The sequence below is a fragment of the Mycolicibacterium bacteremicum genome (assembly GCF_002086115.1).
GTDB classification, from domain to species: domain Bacteria; phylum Actinomycetota; class Actinomycetes; order Mycobacteriales; family Mycobacteriaceae; genus Mycobacterium; species Mycobacterium bacteremicum.
Map to the genome: position 1 here is coordinate 456837 of NZ_MVHJ01000001.1, position 19715 is coordinate 476551.

The window sequence follows — 19715 nt, forward strand, 5'->3', positions numbered from 1 at the left end:
CCATCACGCTGCCGGCGGGGCCTTGGGTTCGAAGGGTGTGTACCACCACCAGTGGGCTTTCTCCCCCGACGGTCCGCGGCATGGTGCGACATGCGGTGGCGGTCCGGTCGGTGGGCGTGCCAGCGACGCCGAGGTCAGGGTGCGGCCCTGAGAGTCGGTGACGGTCAGCGCCTCGGCGGGCCCGGTCAGGGTGATCTCACCCTTGTGATGCAGGCGGTGATGAAACGGGCACAGCAACACCAGATTCCACAACTCGGTGGGCCCGCCATGCTCCCAATGCACCAGATGATGGGCATGCAATCCGCGGGTCGCCCCGCAGCCGGGCACCACACAGGTCGGGTCGCGGTGCTCCAACGCCCGCCGTAGCCGCCGGCTGATGGTGCGGGTGGCACGCCCGGACCCCATCGGCACACCGTGGCGTTGCAGCCACACCTCACACGTGGCATCGCACAGCAGGAACTGACGATCAGCATCGCTGAGCACCGGGCCCAGGTGCAGGGCCGCCGAGGCCTTCTCGATGTCGTAATGCACCACCACCGTGGTGTGCGCCCCGTGCGGCCGCGCAGCCGCCTCGGCGTCCCAGCCGGCCTCGATGACACTCATGAACGCATCCACATTGTCGGGGAACGGCGGCGCCGGATCGGTGGGCACACTGACCTGATCCTCGATACGCACCTGCGGCACGGTCGCGGCGTCACGGTCGGCTTGGGCGTCGCGATCGCGCCGCCACTGGGCGATCAACCCCTCCTTGCGCCCGTCGAGGGCGGCATCGAACTTGGCGGCCTCCAACTTCGGCAACCGGATCCGGTAGCTGGTGTACCCGTCCTGCTCGATCCGACTGAATGACCGCTTGGGTTCCGGTGCGGGTTCGGGATCGGGGCGGGGTTCCTGCTTGACCGCGGTGCGCAACTGGGTGACCGTGGCGGTGGTGGCCAGCTCGGCGTAATGGTCATCGGAGCCGTCGGCGGCATGTTCGGCGATCACCCCGAACTGATCGACCGACAACTGCCCCGCACGCAGACTGTCCGCCAGGCGGGGGAACACCTCGATGCGTTGGGCGATCGCCACCATCACCTGAGCATTGCGTGGTGACATACCGAACCGCCAGGCCACCAACTCCGGCGACGAACGGCATCCGGTGTCACCCCACAGCGACGGGCCTTCGCCGCCGTCGATCTCGGCGACAATGTCCACCAGCCGCCCGTCGAGGGCGTTGCGCTGACCGATCACCTCGGCCGCCTCGGCGTACAACCCCAGCAGCCGGTCCGACACCGCATCCGCCGCGTCAGCGGCGAAAACATCTGTGGGAGGCGGCATACCACGATTCTAGAGAGGGGGTCCGACAAGTAACGACGGTCGCCGGCACCGCAGAACCACGGCGATGCACGACTCCGGCAGTGGCGTCCCGGCCGCATCGGGCCACAACGGCGGAAGCCCTTGGTAGGTCCACGCGGCGCCGGCCGGGACGCCCCGCCGGCCTTTTTGCCGGGTCGGCGGACCGCGCACGGCCCGTCACGGAACAATCGATACATGGCCGATACCGACGCCCTGCCGCTGAGCACTCCCGGGCACACTCCACACCGGGTGATGACCATTGCCGGTTCCGATTCCGGCGGCAGCGCCGGACTGCAGGCGGATATGCGCACGTTCGCCATGCTGGGCGTGCACGGATCCGCCGCGCTGACGGCCGTCACGGTACAGAACTCGCTGGGCGTCAAGGCCTTTCATGAGATCCCGGTCGACGTGATTGCCGGGCAGATCAGCGCCGTGGTCTCCGATATCGGCGTCGAGGCGGCGAAGACCGGCATGCTGGCGTCCACCGAGATCATCCAGACCATCGTGGCCACCTGGCGCGCGGAGGGCCTCGACGGCACCGTCCCGTTGGTGGTCGACCCGGTGTGTGCGTCCAATGCCGGCGAGCCTCTCCTGCATCCGAGCGCACTGGTGGCCATGCGCGAGGAACTCATCCCGATGGCGACCCTGGTGACGCCGAACCTCGACGAGGTGCGCCTACTGGTGGGCATCGATGTGGTCGACGACGCGTCGCAGCGGGACGCGGCCAGGGCCCTGCACGCGCTGGGCCCGAAGTGGGCGCTGATCAAGGGCGGCCACCTGCGGACCTCGCGGATCAGCTCCGACCTGCTGTTCGACGGGTCGGAGTTCCACCAGTTCGCCGCGGTCCGGGTGAACACCCGTCACGATCACGGCGCCGGGGACACCCTGGCTGCGGCGATCACCGCTGCCCTGGCGCATGGCCGCGCCGTTCCCGACGCCGTCGGATTCGCGAAGCTCTGGATCACCGAGTGCATCCGCGCGGCGTACCCGCTGGGCCACGGGCTGGGCACCGTGAACGGGCTCGCGAGACTGCTGCACTGAGGGCGGCGCGCTTAGGTCCCGCACAAACCGGGTACTTCTGCGAGGCCATTCTCGCTGGGCTGGACCTATCGTCCGGCCCAGCCTCGTACTAGCAGAATCGAGCCGCCAGATGACCGTCCTTCGAATCGCCCGTACTCTGCCACTCGCGGCCGCCGTGACGGGCGCTGTCCTGTTCGGCGGGCTCACCGCCTGCAGCTCCGATAGCGAGTCGCCGGACAGCACCACCACGACGACGACCGAGACCACCGAATCCACCATGACCACGACGCCGTCCACCGGCGCGGCGACCACCACCCTGGCGCCCTCCTCTCCCCTGCCGCCCGCCGTGGGCGGCGCGGACGCCGGTCCGGGTGGCGCGACCGCCAGCGTGCCGGGCGCCAGCGCCGGTGCGGGTCCCGGCGGCGCAGGTGCGGGCGTCCCCGGTGCGGGCGCCGAAGCCGGCCCGGGTGGTGCCACCGCGGGAGTCCCGGGGGCGGGCGCCGGTGCCGGTCCTGACGGTGCCGGTGCGTGCGTCGGCTCCGTCTGCGTCGGTACGCCGTAGTTCAGGTTCCGGAACGTGGCGGCGGCGAGATACCGCTGCCGCCACGTTTCGAACATATTTGCGATGGGCACTCACTACGCATGAGCGAAAACACCACACCAGCGCCGCGAGAGAATGCCGAGAAGGACCCGTCGGATTGGGTGACGGGAGATGAACCCATGACCGGCGCCCAGCGCAGCTATCTGAACACCTTGGCCCAAGAGGCCGACACCGAAGTCCCCGAGGATGCCACCAAGGCGCAGGCCTCGGAGATGATCGACGATCTCCAGCAGCAGACCGGTCGCGGCTGAACCTTCCAGCCCACGCCGAAGTGCGCCCGGTCCGTCGACATGGACCGGGCGCACCATCAGCTCAGCGGATCAGGACGAGGCAACCTCCGTGGCCAACCGGGACAGCGTGTCGTTCAGCTGGTCCTCGGTCACCAACGGGAATTTGACCTTCTCCAGAAGCTTCTTGTCGGTCACCTTCGACCAGTCGTAGGTGTGCCGAACCAGGGTTTCACCGGGGCCCTGAGACTCCAGCTCCCACAACCACTCCCATCCCGGAGGCTCGGTGCCCGCCGGTGCGGTCTTCCATGCCAGTAACTTGTCCTTCGCGTAACCCGAGACGTGGTTGTCGGTCTGGTACTCACCGCCCATGTGATCGCCCTGCATGTTCATCGTGAACACCTCGCCCACCTTCTGGATACGGTCGGCGTGGTCGACGCTGCGCACAAATCCGGATCCGTCCAGGGCCGGATGCCGCTCGGGATTGGACAGGACGTCGAAGATCTCGTTCACCGGCGCGGCGATGGTCCGTTCAACAGTGACTTTCTCGTTGTCGCTCATAGGGTCACACTGCCCACTCTCCCGCATTCGGAAACGCTCCGCCGCCGTGTGCCCGGCCGAGGATTGACTCGGTAGCCGAACGGTTATCCACACTGTGCACTGGGTCACACCCATCGGATCCAGGCCCCGATCGAAGGGCGACCATGGACGACGCGGAATCTGAGATCGTCAAGTGGGATCCCGTCGTCGCCGAACGCATCACGAATCTGGTCGGGCCGATCGTCCGCCGCTACTTTCGCGCCGATGTGAAGACTGTCCACAACATCCCACCCTCCGGCGGCGCGCTGATCGTGTCGAATCACTCCGGCGGTGTGCTCACCCCGGACGTCCTCATCTTCGCTCCGGCGTTCTACGAAGCCTTCGGGTATGACAGACCGCTGCACATCCTTGCCCACTACGGAGTCTTGATGGGTCCATGGGGATCACTGCTCTCGCAGGCGGGCGCCATCGAGGCCTCGCCGGAGAATGCGTCCGCCGCGCTGCGGTCCGGTGCCGTGGTACTGGTATTCCCCGGCGGCGACTACGACGCATTCCGGCCCTCGCAGTCGGCCAACATCATCGACTTCGAGGGACGAACGGGATACGTGCGCACCGCGATTCAGAGCGGCGTGCCGATCGTGCCGATGGTGTCGATCGGCGGCCAGGAAACGCAGTGGTTCCTGGCGCGCGGAGACAGCCTGGCCCGCCGACTGGGGTTGCACCGGGTGCGGTTCAAGGCGCTTCCGTTGACGTTCGGACTTCCGTTCGGATTGACGACTGTGCTGCCGGCCAATATCCCGCTGCCGTCCAAGATCGTGATGCGGGTGCTGGAACCGATCGACGTGACCGAGGAGTTCGGTGCCGATCCCGACATCGACGAGGTCGACGCGCACGTCCGCTCGGTGATGCAGTCCGCGCTCGACGATCTCGCGCGCAAGCGGCGCTTCCCCATTCTGGGTTGAACCGGGCAGCCGGCCGGGGACCGCCCCCTCAGCGCACCGACCCGGGCGGCATGTCCACGCCGATCTCATCGCAGATCGGCGGGATGATGATCAGCGATCCGCGCGGACTGCAGAACGGTGTGCCGGGCGGCAGCGGCGGCGGGGGCGGCGGAGGGGTGAACACCGGCGGAGGCGCCGCCGGACGCGGCGTGCCCGACCACGGATAGATGGTGTTGGTCGTGACATCGACGATGCCCTCGGAGTTCCAGTACCAGTCGTGGCAGACATTCCAATCCCAGGACAGCACCTGGCTTCCCGGTATGGCAGGGTCACCCGGACACCAGTGTGTGCAGGTCATGCCGGGCGGACAGTTCCCGCCCTGATAGCTCGGCCCCTCGGCGTTCGAGGCGGCTGCGCCGAGCAGGGCGCCGGCCAGACCGACACCGCCGGCGATCACCAGCGACGCCACACGTCGCGAAATCGGGTTCACATCGTCTCCTCACATGGGGCACAGCCGGTCGGCGTTGCCGTGCCATCAGTCGACCGCACCCGCGCCGCTACCGATCCCAATATCCGCCGTCGGTGCCGGTCGCGCGCGTAAATGACCCGATCAACGGCCCACCGGAGCCACCCGGCGAACGAAGCCGGTCGGGTAATCGGTTCGACCGGTGCACCGCGCAATGCGGTTGTACTGTGCTGGCCATGCGCACGCCCCGCAATCCCGACGGTGACGCCCCGCTGTGGAAACGGCTGGCCTTCGAGGCGAAGTGTTCCGTCAAGCGTCGGATCGCCCCCAAGGGCGTCCCGGTCGACCCGCCGAACGAGCCGTATCTGGTCGTTCCGATCCTCGGACAGTCGAATGCCTACGGTATGGGTCTTCCGCTCGACCGCGACGGCGCCGACAAGCCTCACCCCATGGTGCATCAGTGGGCCAACAGCGGACCGTCGAAGGGCTCCGTCGTTCTGGGCGCCGACCCGCTCTTCCACGAAACCCCTGCGCGGCGAGTCGGATTCGGGGTCACCTTCGGCAAGGCGCTGGCCGAGGCGACCGGCCGGGCGGTGCTGCTCGTCCCCTGCGCGCGGGGCGACACGTCGTTCCATCCCAAGAACGGCTACACCTGGGACATCGCCGACACTAAGACCCGACGCAACCTGTACCGCGAGGCCGTGCAAGCCATCGACGCGGCGCTCGGGCACAACCCGGGCAGCACCGTCGCCGTCGTGCTGTGGCATCAGGGCGAATCCGATGTCCCGCTGATGTCCGGGCCGGACTACCAACGCCATCTCGACGCGCTGTTCGATGACCTGCGCGCCCGATACGGCCAGGACACCCCCATCATCCTGGGCGGCATGGTGCCCGAGGAGATGGAGCGCAGCGGCAAGGACTATCCGGTCATCAACGCCGTGCACGAGGACACCCCGAACCGAAAACCGAACACGGCCTTCGTGCCCGGCAATCGGGGAATGTTCAACAGCGATGTCGATCGGCACTACAACGCCGAGGGAATCCGCGCCTTGGGCAGCGACATGTGGCTGGCATATGAGCGTCTGGCGGCCGACGCCCTCGCCGAGTACCGGCGCTGACTCACCCCGGTTCCGGCACCTCCGCCTCCCACCGCGCCCGGCGCTGCGCATCGGACTGTTCCCACCACGGCGGCCGGCCGCGCTCCCCCAACGCCACCTTGGCCGCCTGCACGCCCGCGCGCGACGCGGACTCCGCCTCGGAGCCCTTGGTCCGGCGAACCTCCCGGCGCCATGCCATCAGGATGCGCACCAACTCGGCCCGCCGCTCCTCGGGGATCGCCGGATCGGTGGCGCGCCAGCGGCGCCCATCGATGACGACATAGTGCCCGTCCTCGGTGGTCTCGGGTTCGGCCATCCCTCGATGCTAGGCAAAATCGGTGGGCCGTGAGAAAAGCCTCTGCCGGAGACCTTTTCGCCGAAATGAATGGCACACCGAGAAATCTCGGTGAGCACAACCGCTGGACACGACCGCGCCTTCGGGCACGGTGGGTGAGCTCGGCGCACAATGGTGCGACGTGTTCAGAAAGGGATGTGCACCGCCATGACCGACACCACCGCGCCCTTCGGGTTCACCGAGGATGACCTTCACGCCGCCGATATCGTGGGCGTCACCATCGTCTGGGCCGACAACAACGGCATTCCGCGCGCCCGGACCGTACCGCTGGACCAGTGGCCGTCGGCCACCGCCAAGGGCGTCGGCATCACTCCCCTCTTTGCGGTGTTCGACACCCACGACGCCATCACGTTCAGCCACGACGGACTACCCGACGCCAGCGGCGACATCCGGCTGGTCCCGGTGCCCGACCGCACCGTTCCGCTGGCGGGCCAGCCCGCCCTGGCCTGGGCCCCGGGCCGGCAGGTCGGCGCCGACGGATCCCCATGGCCCTATGACCAACGCGGCGTGCTGGAGCGACAGGTGGACGCGGCGGACGCGGCCGGTCTGCAGATCCGGGCCGGCTACGAGATCGAGTTCTTCCTCGACCGGTCCGGCGACGGTCCGGACGCCGTTCCCGGCCATGATGGCCCGGCCTACAGTGCGCGGGCGCTCATCACGGTCGACGCCTTCGTCGTTGCGCTGCTTCGTGACCTGCGGGCCAACCGCGTCCCGGTGGGACAACTGCACGCCGAATACGGCACCGCCCAGATCGAATTGAGCATCGCGCCAACCGATCCGGTGACCGCCGCCGATCTGCAGCTGCTGGCTCGCCAGACCATCCATGCGACCGCCGCACGGCACGGATTCCGGGCGAGCTTCAGTCCGCTGGTGTTGCCCGGCGACGCGGGCAATGGCTGGCACCTGCACACGTCGGTGTGGCGCGACGGGTCCAACCTGCTCAGCGGCGACGGACCGCACGGCCTGTCCGATGACGGCGCAGCCTATCTCGCGGGCCTGCTGCGTGACCTCCCGGCGATCGTCGCCGTCACCGCACCCAGCGAGGTGTCCTTCCAACGCCTTCGCCCCGGCTACTTCTCCAGCGCCTACGGGTATTGGGGCGTCGAGAACCGCGAGGCGGCGCTGCGTCTGGTCCCGGGAACCGAGTTCACCGGCCGAACCCAGGCCAATGTCGAACTCAAACCCTCGGACGCATCCGCCAATCCTTACCTCGCGTTGGCCGCGGTGACCGCCGCGGGCATCGGTGGTATCGCAGACGGACTGAGCCTGCCCGATCCCATCGCCGCCAATGTCGGCACCTGGTCGGAAGAGCAGCGCCGCGACGCCGGCGTACGGGCGCTGCCGGGTTCGACCGCCGAGGCCGTCGGTGAGCTCCGCGCGAACCCCCGCGTATCGGCCGCACTCGGTCCGGACCTGCTCGGCGCGTTCACCGCCGTCCGCGGCGCCGATGCCGCCTGGGCCGCGGACCGCGACGCGGCCGACATCATCACCGCGCACCGCTGGCGTTACTGATGAGCGAGCTGTGGGACCGGGTCGTCCCATTCGCCGGTACCGCACCCATACTCGCCGAGCATGCCGCCGCGGTCCCTCAGGTCGATCAGCTGTGCGGCCCGTTCTGGGCGCGGCTGGCTCTGCTGCTCGGCGACGACGACGCCGAGCAGTTGCCGTCCCAGGTGGAAGTGGCCAAAGTGGCGGGCACCCGGGTCAATTCGGGCTTGGACAGCGAGGTCCGCCCGCCGGACCAGCCCGCCCATCGCACCGGCTGGGATGAGCTGCCGCACACGGAGGAGCCCACACTGGCCGGCACCAGCGGCCGGGAACTGTTGAGCGCCATTGCCAGATTGTCTGCTGACCGACTGGTCGCGGTGCCGGTACCGTCGCCGGGTAGCCGACTGGACCGCTTTCTATCGGCCATCGCCGGCACCCCGGCCCTGATCATCGCCAACCTCGCCACCTCGGCGTTGTGGGGATCGCACGCCGAACCCGTTGCTCTGCAACACTTCCTCGATACCGGCGATGACACCGTCGGTCCCCCACCGGATTGGCGGGTCGGCCATTTCGCCGCACTGTGGGGCCGCATCGCCGGTGACGGCGGCAACCTGGCCGCGGTCGCCGACACCTATCCGTCGCTGGGCGCCGGCGGCCGACACCTGCAGCCGCTGCCCCGTGTCGCGCGCGCCCTGTCGGGCCGCGGGCTGCTGATCACGGTGGCCGCGGAGAACAAAGCGGCCATCGACGCGGCGGTGCGGGATGTCGGCCTGTCCACCGGTCTCTGGGATTAACCGCGCAACCTATCGCCCATGACCGTCGCCTGCACACGAGAATGGGGCGGGGCCGCACAGGCCCCGCCCCATTCATCGCTGAGCGTCAGTCCAGATCGAACCGATCGTTGTTCATGACCTTCACCCACGCCTTGACGAAGTCCTCGACGAACTTGGTCTGGTTGTCGTCCTGGGCGTAGACCTCGGCGAGCGCGCGGAGCACCGAGTTGGAGCCGAAGACCAGGTCGTTGGCGGTGGCGGTCCACTTGACCTCGCCGGTGGCGCGGTCAAAGCCGGTGTAGACGTTTTCCGCCGACTCCGAGCCCTTCCAATCCGTGCCCATGTCAAGCAGATTCACGAAGAAATCGTTGGTGAGGGCACCGGGGCGCTCGGTGAACACACCGTGCTTGGTCCCGCCGTGGTTGGCGCCGATCGCCCGCAGGCCACCGACCAGCACGGTCAGCTCCGGAGCGGTCAGATCCAGGAAGTACGCCTTGTCCACCAGCAACTGCTCCAGCGGGGCCTTCTCACCCGGCCGCACGAAGTTGCGGAATCCATCGGCGCGCGGCTCCAGCACCGAGAACGACTCGACGTCGGTGTTCTCCTGGCTGGCGTCGGTACGGCCCGGCACGAAGTGCACCTTCACCTCGAAGCCGCCGTCCTTGGCCGCCTTCTCCACCGCCGCCGACCCGGCCAGCACGATGAGGTCGGCCAGCGAGATCTTCTTGCCCCCCGCAGCGGAGGAGTTGAAGTCCTGCTGGATCTTCTCCAGCACCGGCAGCACCTTGTTCAGTTCGGACGGCTCGTTGGCTTCCCAATTGCGCTGCGGCTCAAGGCGCAGCCGGGCGCCGTTGGCACCACCGCGCTTATCCGTGCCGCGGAAGCTCGACGCCGATGCCCACGCGGTCTTGACCAACTGCGGCACCGACAACCCGGACTCCAGCACCTTGCTCTTGAGCGCTTCGATGTCGGACTCGTCGACCAGCGGGTGATCCACCGCCGGCACCGGGTCCTGCCAGAGCTGCGGCTCGGCCACCCACGGGCCCAAGTAGCGACTGACCGGCCCCATATCGCGGTGCAGCAGCTTGTACCAGGCCTTGGCGAAGGCGGCGTTCATCTCCTCGGGATGGTCCAGCCAACGCCGGGTGATCTCACCGTAGATCGGATCGACCCGCATCGAGACGTCGGTGACCAGCATGGTGGGCTTACGCGGCGGACCGCCGAACGGATCCGGGATGGTGGCCTCGGCGTCCTTGGCCTCGAACTGCCAGGCGCCACCGGGGCTCTTGGTCAGTTCCCATTCGTTGCCGTAGAGGATCTCCAGGTAGCCGTTGCTCCACTGGGTCGGGGTACCGGTCCACACGACCTCCAGCCCACTGGTGATGGTGTCGCCGGCGTTTCCGCTACCGAAGGGGCACTTCCAGCCCAGGCCCTGCTGCTCGATCGGCGCGCCCTCGGGCTCGGGGCCGACATCGTCGGCGCTGGCGCCATGGGTCTTGCCCAGGGTGTGACCACCGACGATGAGCGCGGCGGTCTCCTCGTCGTTCATCGCCATCCGGCCGAAGGTCTCGCGGATATCGTGCGCGGCCGCCAGCGGGTCCGGCTTTCCTTCCGGCCCTTCGGGATTGACGTAGATCAGACCCATCGTGGTGGCGCCGAAGGGTTCGGCCAAGGTGCGGTCACCATCGTTGGTGCCGCCGTAGCGCTTGTCGGTGCCCAACCAGGTGTCCTCCTGGCCGAAGAGCACCTCCTCCGGCTCCCAGATGTCCTCACGGCCGAACGCGAAGCCGAACGTCTCGAATCCGGCGGACTCCAGCGCGACGTTGCCGGCGTACACGATCAGGTCGGCCCAGGACAGCTTGTTGCCGTACTTCTGCTTGATCGGCCACAGCAGTCGCCGCGCCTTGTCCAGGTTGGCGTTGTCGGGCCAGCTGTTCAGCGGTGCGAACCGCTGCGCGCCCTGCCCGCCGCCGCCGCGGCCGTCGTAGATGCGGTAGGTGCCGGCCGCGTGCCAGCTCATCCGGATGAACAGGCCCGCGTAGCTGCCGTAGTCGGCCGGCCACCAGTCCTGCGACGAGGTCATCAACGCCAGCATGTCCGCCCGCAGCGCCTCGACGTCGAGCTTCTTGAATTCCTCGCTGTAGGAGAAATCGGCCCCCAGCGGGTTGCCCTTGGCCGGCTGCTTGTGCAGTACCGAGACATCCACCTGCTCGGGCCACCAATCCTGATTGGTCAGCGGCGCATGAGCTTTCGGCTTGGGCGAATCGATCGCCGGGTTCTCGGACTCACTCCCGCTGTCAGTCTTGGTATCGGAATGCGGAGGCCTGGCATCGGAGGTGTCGGACATGGTTTCGCCTTTCGTCGGTTTCATGCGGGCTGCACAACGGAGGGATCTGTCGAAGGGGTCAGGACGTTCGTGTTCTCACGCAGTCGGGGCACAGTCCCCAGTAGATGACCTCGGCCTCGTCGATCTGGAAGCCGAGGTCGTCGGAGGCGGTCAGGCAGGGGGCCTCGCCGATGGCACAGTCGACATCGGCGATGGTGCCGCAGGAGCGGCAGACGACGTGGTGGTGGTTGTCGCCGACGCGGGATTCGTACCGTGCGGTGGCCCCGGCGGGCTGGATGCGCCGCACCATCCCGACCGTGGTGAGGGCACTGAGCGCGTCGTAGACCGTCTGCCGGGAGATTTCGGGCAGCGACTGACGTGCTGCGGTGAAAATGGTGTCGGTGTCGGCATGCGGGTGCATCTCGACGGCGTCCATGACCACCAGCCGGGGCCGGGTGACGCGTAATCCGGCCGCCCGCAGCATCGTCGCGCGTTCAGGAGCGTGAGCCATCCCCACCAGTGTGGCCCGTAAAGTGGAAACAATCAAGAAATCGGCCGAAACTCGTCGCAGACCCGTCCGGTCGACGACACCGTCCGTACACCAAACGAACGCACAAGGCCGGACGACCGCCCGACTGCGCGGGAGTGTCGTCCGGCCTCGCCTGAACGTGCTGCCGAATAACAGGTTTCGGCCCGCTACCTCAGTGCACCTGCGGGTCCGGCGGGTTGTCGGCAGCGCGACCGGTAGCCGCGTCGAGGACATGGTCCACCGTCGCCGAGACCATCCCGACGGACTTGAGCACCGCGGCGTTCGGCGGCGTGTCCGGGTGTGGCCTCGTCGGTGCGATCTTCTTCGCCCGTTCCAGCTTCTCGCCCAGGTCGACCAGCTCCCGGTGGGAGACCGCCGCCTCGAACTTCGGCCAGACCACCTCCTGCTCGAAGGCGATGTGCTCGCGCCCCAGCGCGACGAACCGTTGCAGTGCTTCGGTGTACCCGGGCTCGCCGGGTGCACCGTCCTCCAATTGTTGAAGCAGTCGCTTCCCGGCCTGCTCCTGCTCCACGGCGCGGTCGGCCAGTTCGTCACCGTCGTCGAGCGCCCGCCGGACCGCGGGCCAGAAGTACTGCTCCTCGATGGCCTCGTGCTGGGACTCGGCGATGACCAGGTTGGTCACCATCGTCTCCAGACCGCTGCGCTGCGCTCCCTCACCGGTGGGTGCGCCGTCGAGGACCTCGAGCATGCCCAGCACGCTTTTGTGGTCTTGTCGCAGGAACGTCAATGCATCCATGTCGCCCTCCTTGTCGGTCGGTCGGTCAGCTGGTGGCGGTGTGCTGCTCGTGGGTGAACGGCTTTTCCCCATCCACCGCCGGTTGACCCTCGGGGTTTGTCTCCGCCCCGGTGTTGTTACGCAATGACGTCCCGAGCCATTGCCGTTCGGGGTCCTCGACGTAGTCCCATTCCACGCCCTCCGGCCACGGCCCCTGGCCCTCGTTCCAGGGACCCCGCACCGAACCGTCGCCGTTGCTCATGTTGAAGGCGACATTCTGGAAGCGCGGATCACCGGGCAGCTGTCCCGGCGGGAAGTTCACCGGCAGCTCGTTGAGTGCCGCGGTGAACTGCTGGTAATGGGCCACTTCGCGGGTCATCAGGAAGGTCAGGGTGTCCTGGACGCCCGGGTCGTCGGTGAACTGCTTGAGGTACTCGTAGACGACCTTGGCCCTGGACTCGGCTGCCAGGTTGTTGCGCAGATCGACCGTGGGGTCGCCGTTGGCGTCGATGAACGCTCCGGTCCAATTGTTGCCCGCCGAGTCCTTCACGTCGGGACCACCGCCACTGAGCACGAGGAACATGGGATTCACAGCGACCTGGTGGATCGCCTGTTCCTTGCCGGCTTTGCTGGCCACCGCGGGCATCCAATCGCACCGCTCATGGGCCATCTTGAGGTTGTCGTTGAGTCCGTCGAGCAGCATCGTGATGGTGGTGCCGACAATCTCGAGGTGACTGAGTTCTTCGGTGGCGATGTCCATGAAGAGGTCGTACATCTTGGGGTTCTTCTCGCGGAGCACGAAGGCCTGCGTGAAGTACTGCAGGGCGGCGGTGAGTTCACCGTTGGCACCGCCGAACTGCTCCATGAGCAACGACGCGAAACGGGGATCGGGCTCGCTGACCCGCACTTCGAACTGGAGATCTTTATGGTGAGTGAACACGGGGCCTCCCGGCTCGTCGACAAGACCCGCGACCGGGCTGCGGTCACGGGTTCGTGGATGAATTGCCGCGGATCCGACTGGGCTGTAGATCGCGGTGGCGGAGTGGTACCCGGGGCCGCGACGGCCAAACAATGACCTGAACGTCCCTGACCGCAAGGGATATCGACGGTGTGGTGGGCACCGGATAGCGTGACCCGGATGCGTTCTTGGCATGGAGGTCGGCTCAGTGGCAGGCAGGCCGCGCTCGTGGACGGTTGGTTGTCCGAACCGCGACTGCGGGCCGATATGAGCTGGCCGCACCAGGGCACCCGGGTGCTCGATGTGGAGTGCGGCCTCGGCCGGGTCGTGGTGAAGGCCGCCGGTCCGTCCGATCACCACATCGCGCGGGAGATATCGGCGTACCAGGGCTTCACCGACTGCCTGGCACGCACCGGAGACGCCCCGGTCCTGCTGTACTGCGACCGCGATGCGAAGGTGCTGGTGCTGGGCTACCTGCCCGGGTCCCTCGCCCAGGGACACCCCGATGAGTTCAGCGCCGCCATCCACCGCAACGCCGGCGCGCTCCTGCGCGCCTTTCACGGCCAGGCGGCCCGGCCGGACCCCGGATGGGACGCTGCCGCGGTGGCGAAATCGCTTGCCTGGCTTGACAAGCCACATCGGATCAATACCCGCCTGTGTTCCACGTTGCGGGCCATCCTGACCGGACACCGACCTCAGCCGACGGTTGTGGTTCCCACCCACGGCGATTGGCATCCCAGGAACTGGCTCACCGATTCCGGGACGGTGCGGGTCATCGACTTCGGCCGCTTCGCGTGGCGGCCCGCGGCCACGGACTTCTGCCGTCTGGCTGCCCAGCAATGGCGCGACCGGCCGGCGTTGGAGACGGCGTTCTTTGCCGGCTACGGCCATGACCCACGGGAGGCCGCCGGGTGGCGCATGCTCGCGCTGCACGAGGCGATCGGCACCGCCGTGTGGGCCCATCAGGTAGGCGACGCGGCCTTCGAGCAGCAGGGCCACCGGATGATCCGCGAATCCCTGGAGCTCTTCTGAACCTGTTGTGACTCAGAACAATTGCGGAGTCGGGGGCGCCACGTCATCGAGGAACGCGGTCACCATCGGCACCAGCAGCGCCGATTCCGCCGACAGGCCGATATGTGACATGGCGGGCAACACCACCAACCGGGCGTCCGGCGACCGCTGCAGCAGCCCGGTGGCGGCCGCCTCGTCATCACCGCCGCCGCGCAGCCGGAACAACCGGACGGCATGCTCCACGGTCAGCGAATCAGTGTCTCCGACGATCACCATCGTCTTGGCGGTGAGCGCGCGGATGGTCTGCTCGGGAATCTCCTGATCCTCGGCGTTGAGGATCTTCATCTTCGCCAGGTATGCACCGAAGGCGTCATCGCCGGGGTTGCGCTCGGCGAACGTCTGCGCCACCGGGGTACCGGCGAACGCCCCTGGTTCGAGCTCGGAGATGGCCGCGGCCATCGAGGGATGCCAGCCGTCACGATGAAAACTCGCCGACATCAGCACGAGCTTGCCGACCCGTCCGGGATGCCGGATGGCCAGCTGCAGGGCCACCCCGCCGCCCTGCGAGTAACCCATCACGTCGGCCCGATCGACACCCAACTCGCCCAACAGCGCCGCCGCGTCGTCGGCGAACTGCTCATAGGACATCGTCGGGCGGCCGTCCGGTGTCCGGCCGTGCCCCTGCTGGTCGAAGGTGATCACCGGCCGGTGGGCGGCAAGCGCTGTGACCCAACCCGGCATCGAATCGGCGGCCATGAACGCGCCGGGAATCAACAGCAGCGGCGTTCGCGCTCCATCCAGGGACCCGTGCACCTCGTAGTAGAGCTGCAGCCCATTGATCGGTAGGTGACCGGCGGTACCGGCCGTCACGCGCTTGTCCTCGTCATGGATGAACAGACCAGCGGAGGGCGCACGACTCATCGCGTCGCTATCGCAACGCCCCGAGGTTCTGAACGGATCGGCGGACATCGGAGGTCAGCACCTTGGCCACCAGTGACCCGATGGGACCGCTGAGCAGACCACCGGACAGGTCGGCCTGCAGGTGCAGTGCCGACCCGGGGTTGTTGTCTGCAACCGTCATCTGCAGGGCGATGTGCACGCCACCCTTGCCCGTACCGCGCAACCCGATCAGCCGCGGCTCGTCGTAGTCGGTCACCTGCCAGTGGATCGTGTTGCGGAAACCCTTGACCTTGATCAGTGACGACACCTGCGTGCCCACTTCGATCACCGGCGGCGGTGGGCTGCGCCAACCGCCGAAGATCGTCAGCCATTCGTCGAAGCGGCGCAGGTCCGATGCCAGTTTCCAGGCCTGTTCGGGTGTCAGGTCCGACGACACCGACACATCGACTTTCGCCATTTCGAACTCCGTGTGGTTGGGGGTGTGAAGTGCATGGCATACCCACCGGCGCGGCATGCAGCCACCATGACGTGGGTCACAGCATCATCGCGCATCTTCGGGCACGGCGTCCGACACCTGCTCCACGTCGCCGCGGCGGACCCTGACGTGGAACCGCTTGGTCCCCCAGGTGTCGGCAACGGCGAAGTGCACCCGTTTCGGATTACCGAACACCGTCGTGGTCGTCACCCGGCCGACCGCACCCGCCGGCACCACCGGCACGTCGACTCCCTCGATGCGGCGGCGTGCCGCCACCACATCGCCCGCACGAAATCTCGCCATCTTTCTCCCCCTCGACAGTTGTGTCCCCACCACTCACACTGACGGTGCACCACGGGCCGCGCAAGCGATTAACCCTCGGCGCGAGCACGATTGGCGCAGGGGTCCGGGGCACACGATGGCCGTCTCCACCGGCGCAGGTAGCGTGGCCGGCGTGAACTCGCCCCGCCTGTCCTCCGCCGTCGCACTCGCTGCCTGCACCGCGGCCCTGACTTCCGCCCTGGTCGCATGCGGCTCCGACACCGACACGCCCGCCGCAGCCGGCTCCTCCACGTCTTCGGATGTGTTCAGCCCGCCGAGCGCTCCCGCCGTCGCGCCGACGGCCACCGAAGCAGGGTGCCCGAGCACCCCGGCACCGACCGGCGGAACGCCGGAATGGACGTTGCCCGGCACCACCGGCAGCGTCGCCGTGACCGGATCGACCGACACCAACGCGCCGGTGGTCACCGTCGACGGACCGTTCAGCGTCACCGAGACCCAGGTCCAGACGCTCAAGCCGGGCGACGGTCCCGTCGTCGCGGAGAACGCGACCGTCCTGGTCTGCTACATGGGGGTCAACGGCCGCGACGGGTCGGTGTTCGACAGCAGCTACCAGTCCGGCGCACCCGTCGACTTCCCGCTCAACGGTGTCGTCACGGGATTCCAGAAGGCCATCGCCGGTCAGAATGTCGGGTCGACCGTCGCGGTCGCCATGACACCCGAGGACGGCTATCCCGAGGGGCAGCCGGCCGCGGGCATCCAGAAGGGCGACACGCTGGTCTTCGCGATCAAGATCCTCGACGCGATGAGCTGAGCCCGGTCACCGGGCCCGGCGGGCCAGCTTGGCCGGTTCGAGGACGAAGATCGTCTTGCCCTGCTGCCGGATCCAGCCGCGGTTGGCGAACTCCGAGAGCGCCTTGTTGATGGTCTCGCGGGACGAGCCGACGAGCTGCGCCAACTCGAGCTGGGTGAGTTCGTGGTCGACCCGTAGGCCGTCACCGTCGGGCCGGCCGAACCGCTTCGTCAGGTCGAGCAGCTGCTTGGCCACCCGGCCCGGCACATCGGTGAAGATCATGTCGCACAGATCGTCGTTGGTGCGTCGTAGCCGACGGGCCAGGACCCGCAACAGTTGCTCGGCGATCTGCGGCCGATCCGCGATCCAGACACCGAGCGCCTGCCGAGGAACCGCAGCGACCCGCACCTCGGTCAACGTGGCCACCGTCGCGGTGCGGGGGCCCGGGTCGAACAGTGCCAGCTCGCCGAAGGTGTCCCCGGGGCCCATCACGGCGATGAGGCTCTCGCGGCCGTCGCCCGACCGGCGTCCGACCTTGACCTTCCCCTCGATGAGCACGTAGAGGCGGTCGCCGGGCTCCCCCTCGACGAAGATGGTGTGGTTGCGCGGAAAGGTCAGGAATTCCAGTTCCTGGGTCAGGATCGCCATCGCTTCGGCGTCGACGTCCTGGAAGATGGCGGTGCGCCCCAATACGGCGTTCAACGACGTTCCTCCCCAGCGTACGGCGGTGTCACGCCCCGCCCGAGACAGCCGGGAGCGGTTCGACAAGCGTTGCGCGACACTTTACAGGTCCGGGTCAATTCGTAACTCCGAGCTTCACTGGTGCGGCGCGGCCCGGAACTCTGGTCGACCCGCGTGGGAATAGCATGATCTTATTCACGTCCCGCAACAGATGCCGTTCGACAGGCAGCGATTCCACCCGACGAGGAGCCAGCAGCGGATGACCAGAGCACAGCAGCACCGGATCACCGGCCCCGCAGCGGTCCTGGCGGTCGCCGCCGCGGCCGCCGCCTCGACACTGCTGCCCGGCTTTGCGCCGCCGGCCTCCGCCGAGCCGGCCTGTCCGGATGTCGGGGTGGTCTTCGCGCGCGGAACCACCGAACGGCCCGGCGCCGGCAGCGTGGGCACCGCGTTCGTCGACGCGCTGCGTGCGCAGGCCGGCGGGAAGACCGTGGAGAGCTATCCGGTGAACTATCCGGCCAGCCAGAATTGGCCGACTGTGGTGGTGGGCGTCAACGACGCCGGCAACCAGATCCGCCGGATCGCTGCCGAGTGCCCCGACACCAGCGTGGTGCTCGGCGGTTTCTCCCAGGGGGCGGCCGTCGCCCAGTTGGTCACCGCCGACCCGCCGACCATCCCACCGAATTCGTTCGCGTTCGGCACCACCACGCCGTTGGCCCCCGACGTCGCCGACCATGTCGATGCAGTCGTGCTGTTCGGCAAGCCCAACGACCGGATGCTGTTTCTCATCGGGCAGCCCAATGTCCCGATCGGCGCGGCCTACCTGCCGAAAACCCTTGACCTGTGTGCAATCAACGACCCGATCTGCTCGGGTGGGCTCGACCCGGTGGCGCACAACCTCTACACCGCCAACGGCATGGTGACCCAGGCGGCCGATTTCGCCGCCGGCCGCGTCTGAGCCGGCGCGACGGAACGGCACGGGGGCCGCACTGGTAGTGCTAGCCGGTAGCCACCGGTCGCGCCTGCGGCAATGCGCACCGGCCATGGGCACGGGATGCTTGGCACACAGTCAAGATCACCCGCCCGAAGGACCGCCATGCCCTCCGCTCTGATGACACTGCTTCGCTCGCACCGCATCGCATATCTGTCCGCCGTCGTGCTGGTGCTCGCCACCGTACTGGTTCCGCTGACCACCGCGCGCGCGTTCGCCACACCGGCACCGGCCTGTCCCGACATCGAAATCGTCTTCGCGCGTGGCACTTTCGAGGCGCCGGGCATCGGTGACACCGGACAGGCCTTCGTCGACGCGCTGACCCCGCAACTCGGTGGCGCATCGGTGGACGTCTATCCGGTGAATTATCCGGCCTCCCTCGACTTCCAGGCGGCCGCCGGTGGCATCACCGACGCGAGCAACCGCATCGAGAACATCGTGAATACCTGCCCGGGCACCAAGATCGTGCTGGGCGGCTACTCGCAGGGGGCTGCGGTGGCCGGTTACACCACCTTCGACGCGGTGCCCGCCGGGCTCGCGCTGCCCGCCGGGCTCACCGGCCCGATGCCGCCGGCGGTCGCCCCGCACGTGGCCGCGGTGGCCCTGTTCGGCACGCCGGACAACTGGTTCCTCAACCTCTTCGACCATGCCGCCCCGCCGATCACCGTCGGTCCGCTGTACGCCGCCAAGACCATCCAGCTGTGCGCTCCCGGTGACCCGGTCTGCTCCCCCGGCGGCCTCGACCGTAGCGCCCACAGCGCCTACAAGAGCAACGGGATGGCCGTGCAGGCCGCCGATTTCGTCGCGAGCGCACTGACCCGGACACCGTCGTCGGACTGACCGCTCAACCGATCTCGCGGCCCGCCGCGGTCTCGTACTCGACGACCGCAGCCGCCACGATCGCAGCGCTCTGATCGGCATCCGGGCCGCTGCCCCGGAATGCCACGACCGCGGCCTGGGATTCCCAGCGTTCGTAGATGTTGATCCGCCCGGGGTCCAGCAGATCGGCACCGATCGCGAAATCCAGGCAACCGTGGGCGACACGCGCCGCCTGCACGACGGCGACGCACCCGGTCAGGTACGACTCCCGGGCCTGCGGTTCGACCATGAGGTGTCCGGCGACGATGACCATTTCTGCTTCCCTTCTCCGGGCGGGTGTGAACTCTGATGGGTGGACCGGCGCAGGTCGGCAA

At 68.0% G+C, this 19715-nt stretch carries 24 protein-coding genes; 11 read left to right on the forward strand and 13 right to left on the reverse strand.

Features of this window, described 5'->3' with window-relative positions:
- Nucleotides 1–3: 3 nt before the first annotated feature.
- The gene (locus BST17_RS02060; RefSeq protein WP_083055074.1) at nt 4–1317 is read right to left on the reverse strand and encodes an HNH endonuclease signature motif containing protein; all 1314 of its coding nucleotides are present in this window, start codon (nt 1315–1317) and stop codon (nt 4–6) included.
- Between the two features lie 213 nt (nt 1318–1530).
- Between BST17_RS02060 and thiD the strand changes: the two genes are divergently transcribed.
- The 3 genes from thiD (at nt 1531) to BST17_RS02075 (ending at nt 3207) form a co-directional block, all read left to right on the forward strand.
- The gene (gene thiD, locus BST17_RS02065) at nt 1531–2376 is read left to right on the forward strand and encodes a bifunctional hydroxymethylpyrimidine kinase/phosphomethylpyrimidine kinase (protein WP_083055076.1); all 846 of its coding nucleotides are present in this window, start codon (nt 1531–1533) and stop codon (nt 2374–2376) included.
- Between the two features lie 109 nt (nt 2377–2485).
- On the forward strand, nt 2486–2917 hold the full coding sequence (locus BST17_RS29160) for a hypothetical protein (protein ID WP_165762189.1): 432 nt from the start codon (nt 2486–2488) through the stop codon (nt 2915–2917).
- A gap of 80 nt (nt 2918–2997) precedes the next feature.
- Nucleotides 2998–3207 (forward strand): DUF3072 domain-containing protein, encoded by a 210-nt coding sequence (locus BST17_RS02075; RefSeq protein WP_083055077.1) that lies wholly within the window; start codon nt 2998–3000, stop codon nt 3205–3207.
- Nucleotides 3208–3276: 69 nt separating this feature from the next.
- On the opposite strand, the gene BST17_RS02080 is transcribed toward BST17_RS02075, so the two are convergent.
- Nucleotides 3277–3744, reverse strand: coding sequence for an SRPBCC family protein (locus tag BST17_RS02080; RefSeq protein WP_083055079.1), 468 nt, complete (start codon nt 3742–3744; stop codon nt 3277–3279).
- A gap of 143 nt (nt 3745–3887) precedes the next feature.
- On the opposite strand from BST17_RS02080, the gene BST17_RS02085 reads away from it, so the two are divergent.
- Nucleotides 3888–4685 carry a lysophospholipid acyltransferase family protein gene (locus BST17_RS02085; protein WP_083055082.1) on the forward strand — a complete coding sequence of 266 codons (798 nt, stop codon included), beginning with the start codon at nt 3888–3890 and terminating at the stop codon, nt 4683–4685.
- Between the two features lie 28 nt (nt 4686–4713).
- On the opposite strand, the gene BST17_RS02090 is transcribed toward BST17_RS02085, so the two are convergent.
- The gene (locus BST17_RS02090) at nt 4714–5154 is read right to left on the reverse strand and encodes a hypothetical protein (protein WP_234807497.1); all 441 of its coding nucleotides are present in this window, start codon (nt 5152–5154) and stop codon (nt 4714–4716) included.
- Nucleotides 5155–5366: 212 nt separating this feature from the next.
- Between BST17_RS02090 and BST17_RS02095 the strand changes: the two genes are divergently transcribed.
- On the forward strand, nt 5367–6248 hold the full coding sequence (locus BST17_RS02095; RefSeq protein ID WP_083055309.1) for a sialate O-acetylesterase: 882 nt from the start codon (nt 5367–5369) through the stop codon (nt 6246–6248).
- Between the two features lies 1 nt (nt 6249).
- Here BST17_RS02095 and BST17_RS02100 read toward each other — a convergent pair whose 3' ends face one another.
- The gene (locus tag BST17_RS02100; protein WP_083055084.1) at nt 6250–6543 is read right to left on the reverse strand and encodes a hypothetical protein; all 294 of its coding nucleotides are present in this window, start codon (nt 6541–6543) and stop codon (nt 6250–6252) included.
- A gap of 186 nt (nt 6544–6729) precedes the next feature.
- Between BST17_RS02100 and BST17_RS02105 the strand changes: the two genes are divergently transcribed.
- Both BST17_RS02105 and BST17_RS02110 read left to right on the forward strand, forming a co-directional pair.
- The gene (locus BST17_RS02105; protein WP_083055311.1) at nt 6730–8094 is read left to right on the forward strand and encodes a type I glutamate--ammonia ligase; all 1365 of its coding nucleotides are present in this window, start codon (nt 6730–6732) and stop codon (nt 8092–8094) included.
- A complete protein-coding gene (locus tag BST17_RS02110) occupies nt 8094–8864 on the forward strand; it encodes a DUF6885 family protein (protein ID WP_083055087.1) in 771 nt (256 codons plus the stop codon). Before BST17_RS02105 ends, BST17_RS02110 begins: the two co-directional genes overlap by 1 nt.
- An 85-nt stretch (nt 8865–8949) precedes the next feature.
- On the opposite strand, the gene katG is transcribed toward BST17_RS02110, so the two are convergent.
- From katG to BST17_RS02130, 4 genes are all read right to left on the reverse strand, one after another.
- The gene (katG, locus tag BST17_RS02115) at nt 8950–11190 is read right to left on the reverse strand and encodes a catalase/peroxidase HPI (RefSeq protein WP_083055314.1); all 2241 of its coding nucleotides are present in this window, start codon (nt 11188–11190) and stop codon (nt 8950–8952) included.
- 58 nt (nt 11191–11248) lie between these two features.
- On the reverse strand, nt 11249–11680 hold the full coding sequence (locus BST17_RS02120; protein ID WP_083055090.1) for a Fur family transcriptional regulator: 432 nt from the start codon (nt 11678–11680) through the stop codon (nt 11249–11251).
- Between the two features lie 190 nt (nt 11681–11870).
- A complete protein-coding gene (locus BST17_RS02125) occupies nt 11871–12455 on the reverse strand; it encodes a hemerythrin domain-containing protein (RefSeq protein ID WP_083055093.1) in 585 nt (194 codons plus the stop codon).
- A 25-nt stretch (nt 12456–12480) separates the two neighbouring features.
- Nucleotides 12481–13374, reverse strand: coding sequence for a manganese catalase family protein (locus tag BST17_RS02130; RefSeq protein WP_083055096.1), 894 nt, complete (start codon nt 13372–13374; stop codon nt 12481–12483).
- Between the two features lie 198 nt (nt 13375–13572).
- Between BST17_RS02130 and BST17_RS02135 the strand changes: the two genes are divergently transcribed.
- Nucleotides 13573–14424 carry a phosphotransferase gene (locus tag BST17_RS02135; protein ID WP_234807498.1) on the forward strand — a complete coding sequence of 284 codons (852 nt, stop codon included), beginning with the start codon at nt 13573–13575 and terminating at the stop codon, nt 14422–14424.
- 12 nt (nt 14425–14436) lie between these two features.
- Here BST17_RS02135 and BST17_RS02140 read toward each other — a convergent pair whose 3' ends face one another.
- The 3 genes from BST17_RS02140 to BST17_RS02150 all read right to left on the reverse strand — a co-directional run bounded on the left by BST17_RS02140 (nt 14437) and on the right by BST17_RS02150 (nt 16081).
- On the reverse strand, nt 14437–15324 hold the full coding sequence (locus BST17_RS02140) for an alpha/beta fold hydrolase (protein WP_083055099.1): 888 nt from the start codon (nt 15322–15324) through the stop codon (nt 14437–14439).
- A gap of 7 nt (nt 15325–15331) precedes the next feature.
- On the reverse strand, nt 15332–15760 hold the full coding sequence (locus BST17_RS02145) for a type II toxin-antitoxin system Rv0910 family toxin (RefSeq protein ID WP_083055102.1): 429 nt from the start codon (nt 15758–15760) through the stop codon (nt 15332–15334).
- Between the two features lie 84 nt (nt 15761–15844).
- Nucleotides 15845–16081, reverse strand: a complete 237-nt coding sequence (locus tag BST17_RS02150; RefSeq protein WP_133053496.1) for a hypothetical protein — start codon at nt 16079–16081, stop codon at nt 15845–15847.
- Between the two features lie 142 nt (nt 16082–16223).
- Between BST17_RS02150 and BST17_RS02155 the strand changes: the two genes are divergently transcribed.
- On the forward strand, nt 16224–16871 hold the full coding sequence (locus BST17_RS02155; RefSeq protein WP_407937723.1) for an FKBP-type peptidyl-prolyl cis-trans isomerase: 648 nt from the start codon (nt 16224–16226) through the stop codon (nt 16869–16871).
- 6 nt (nt 16872–16877) lie between these two features.
- On the opposite strand, the gene BST17_RS02160 is transcribed toward BST17_RS02155, so the two are convergent.
- Nucleotides 16878–17552 carry a Crp/Fnr family transcriptional regulator gene (locus BST17_RS02160; protein WP_083055108.1) on the reverse strand — a complete coding sequence of 225 codons (675 nt, stop codon included), beginning with the start codon at nt 17550–17552 and terminating at the stop codon, nt 16878–16880.
- Between the two features lie 238 nt (nt 17553–17790).
- On the opposite strand from BST17_RS02160, the gene BST17_RS02165 reads away from it, so the two are divergent.
- Both BST17_RS02165 and BST17_RS02170 read left to right on the forward strand, forming a co-directional pair.
- Nucleotides 17791–18489 carry a cutinase family protein gene (locus BST17_RS02165; protein WP_083055111.1) on the forward strand — a complete coding sequence of 233 codons (699 nt, stop codon included), beginning with the start codon at nt 17791–17793 and terminating at the stop codon, nt 18487–18489.
- A 153-nt stretch (nt 18490–18642) separates the two neighbouring features.
- A complete protein-coding gene (locus BST17_RS02170) occupies nt 18643–19362 on the forward strand; it encodes a cutinase family protein (protein WP_109749949.1) in 720 nt (239 codons plus the stop codon).
- Nucleotides 19363–19366: 4 nt separating this feature from the next.
- Here BST17_RS02170 and BST17_RS02175 read toward each other — a convergent pair whose 3' ends face one another.
- The gene (locus BST17_RS02175; protein ID WP_083055117.1) at nt 19367–19654 is read right to left on the reverse strand and encodes a putative quinol monooxygenase; all 288 of its coding nucleotides are present in this window, start codon (nt 19652–19654) and stop codon (nt 19367–19369) included.
- Nucleotides 19655–19715: the final 61 nt, after the last annotated feature.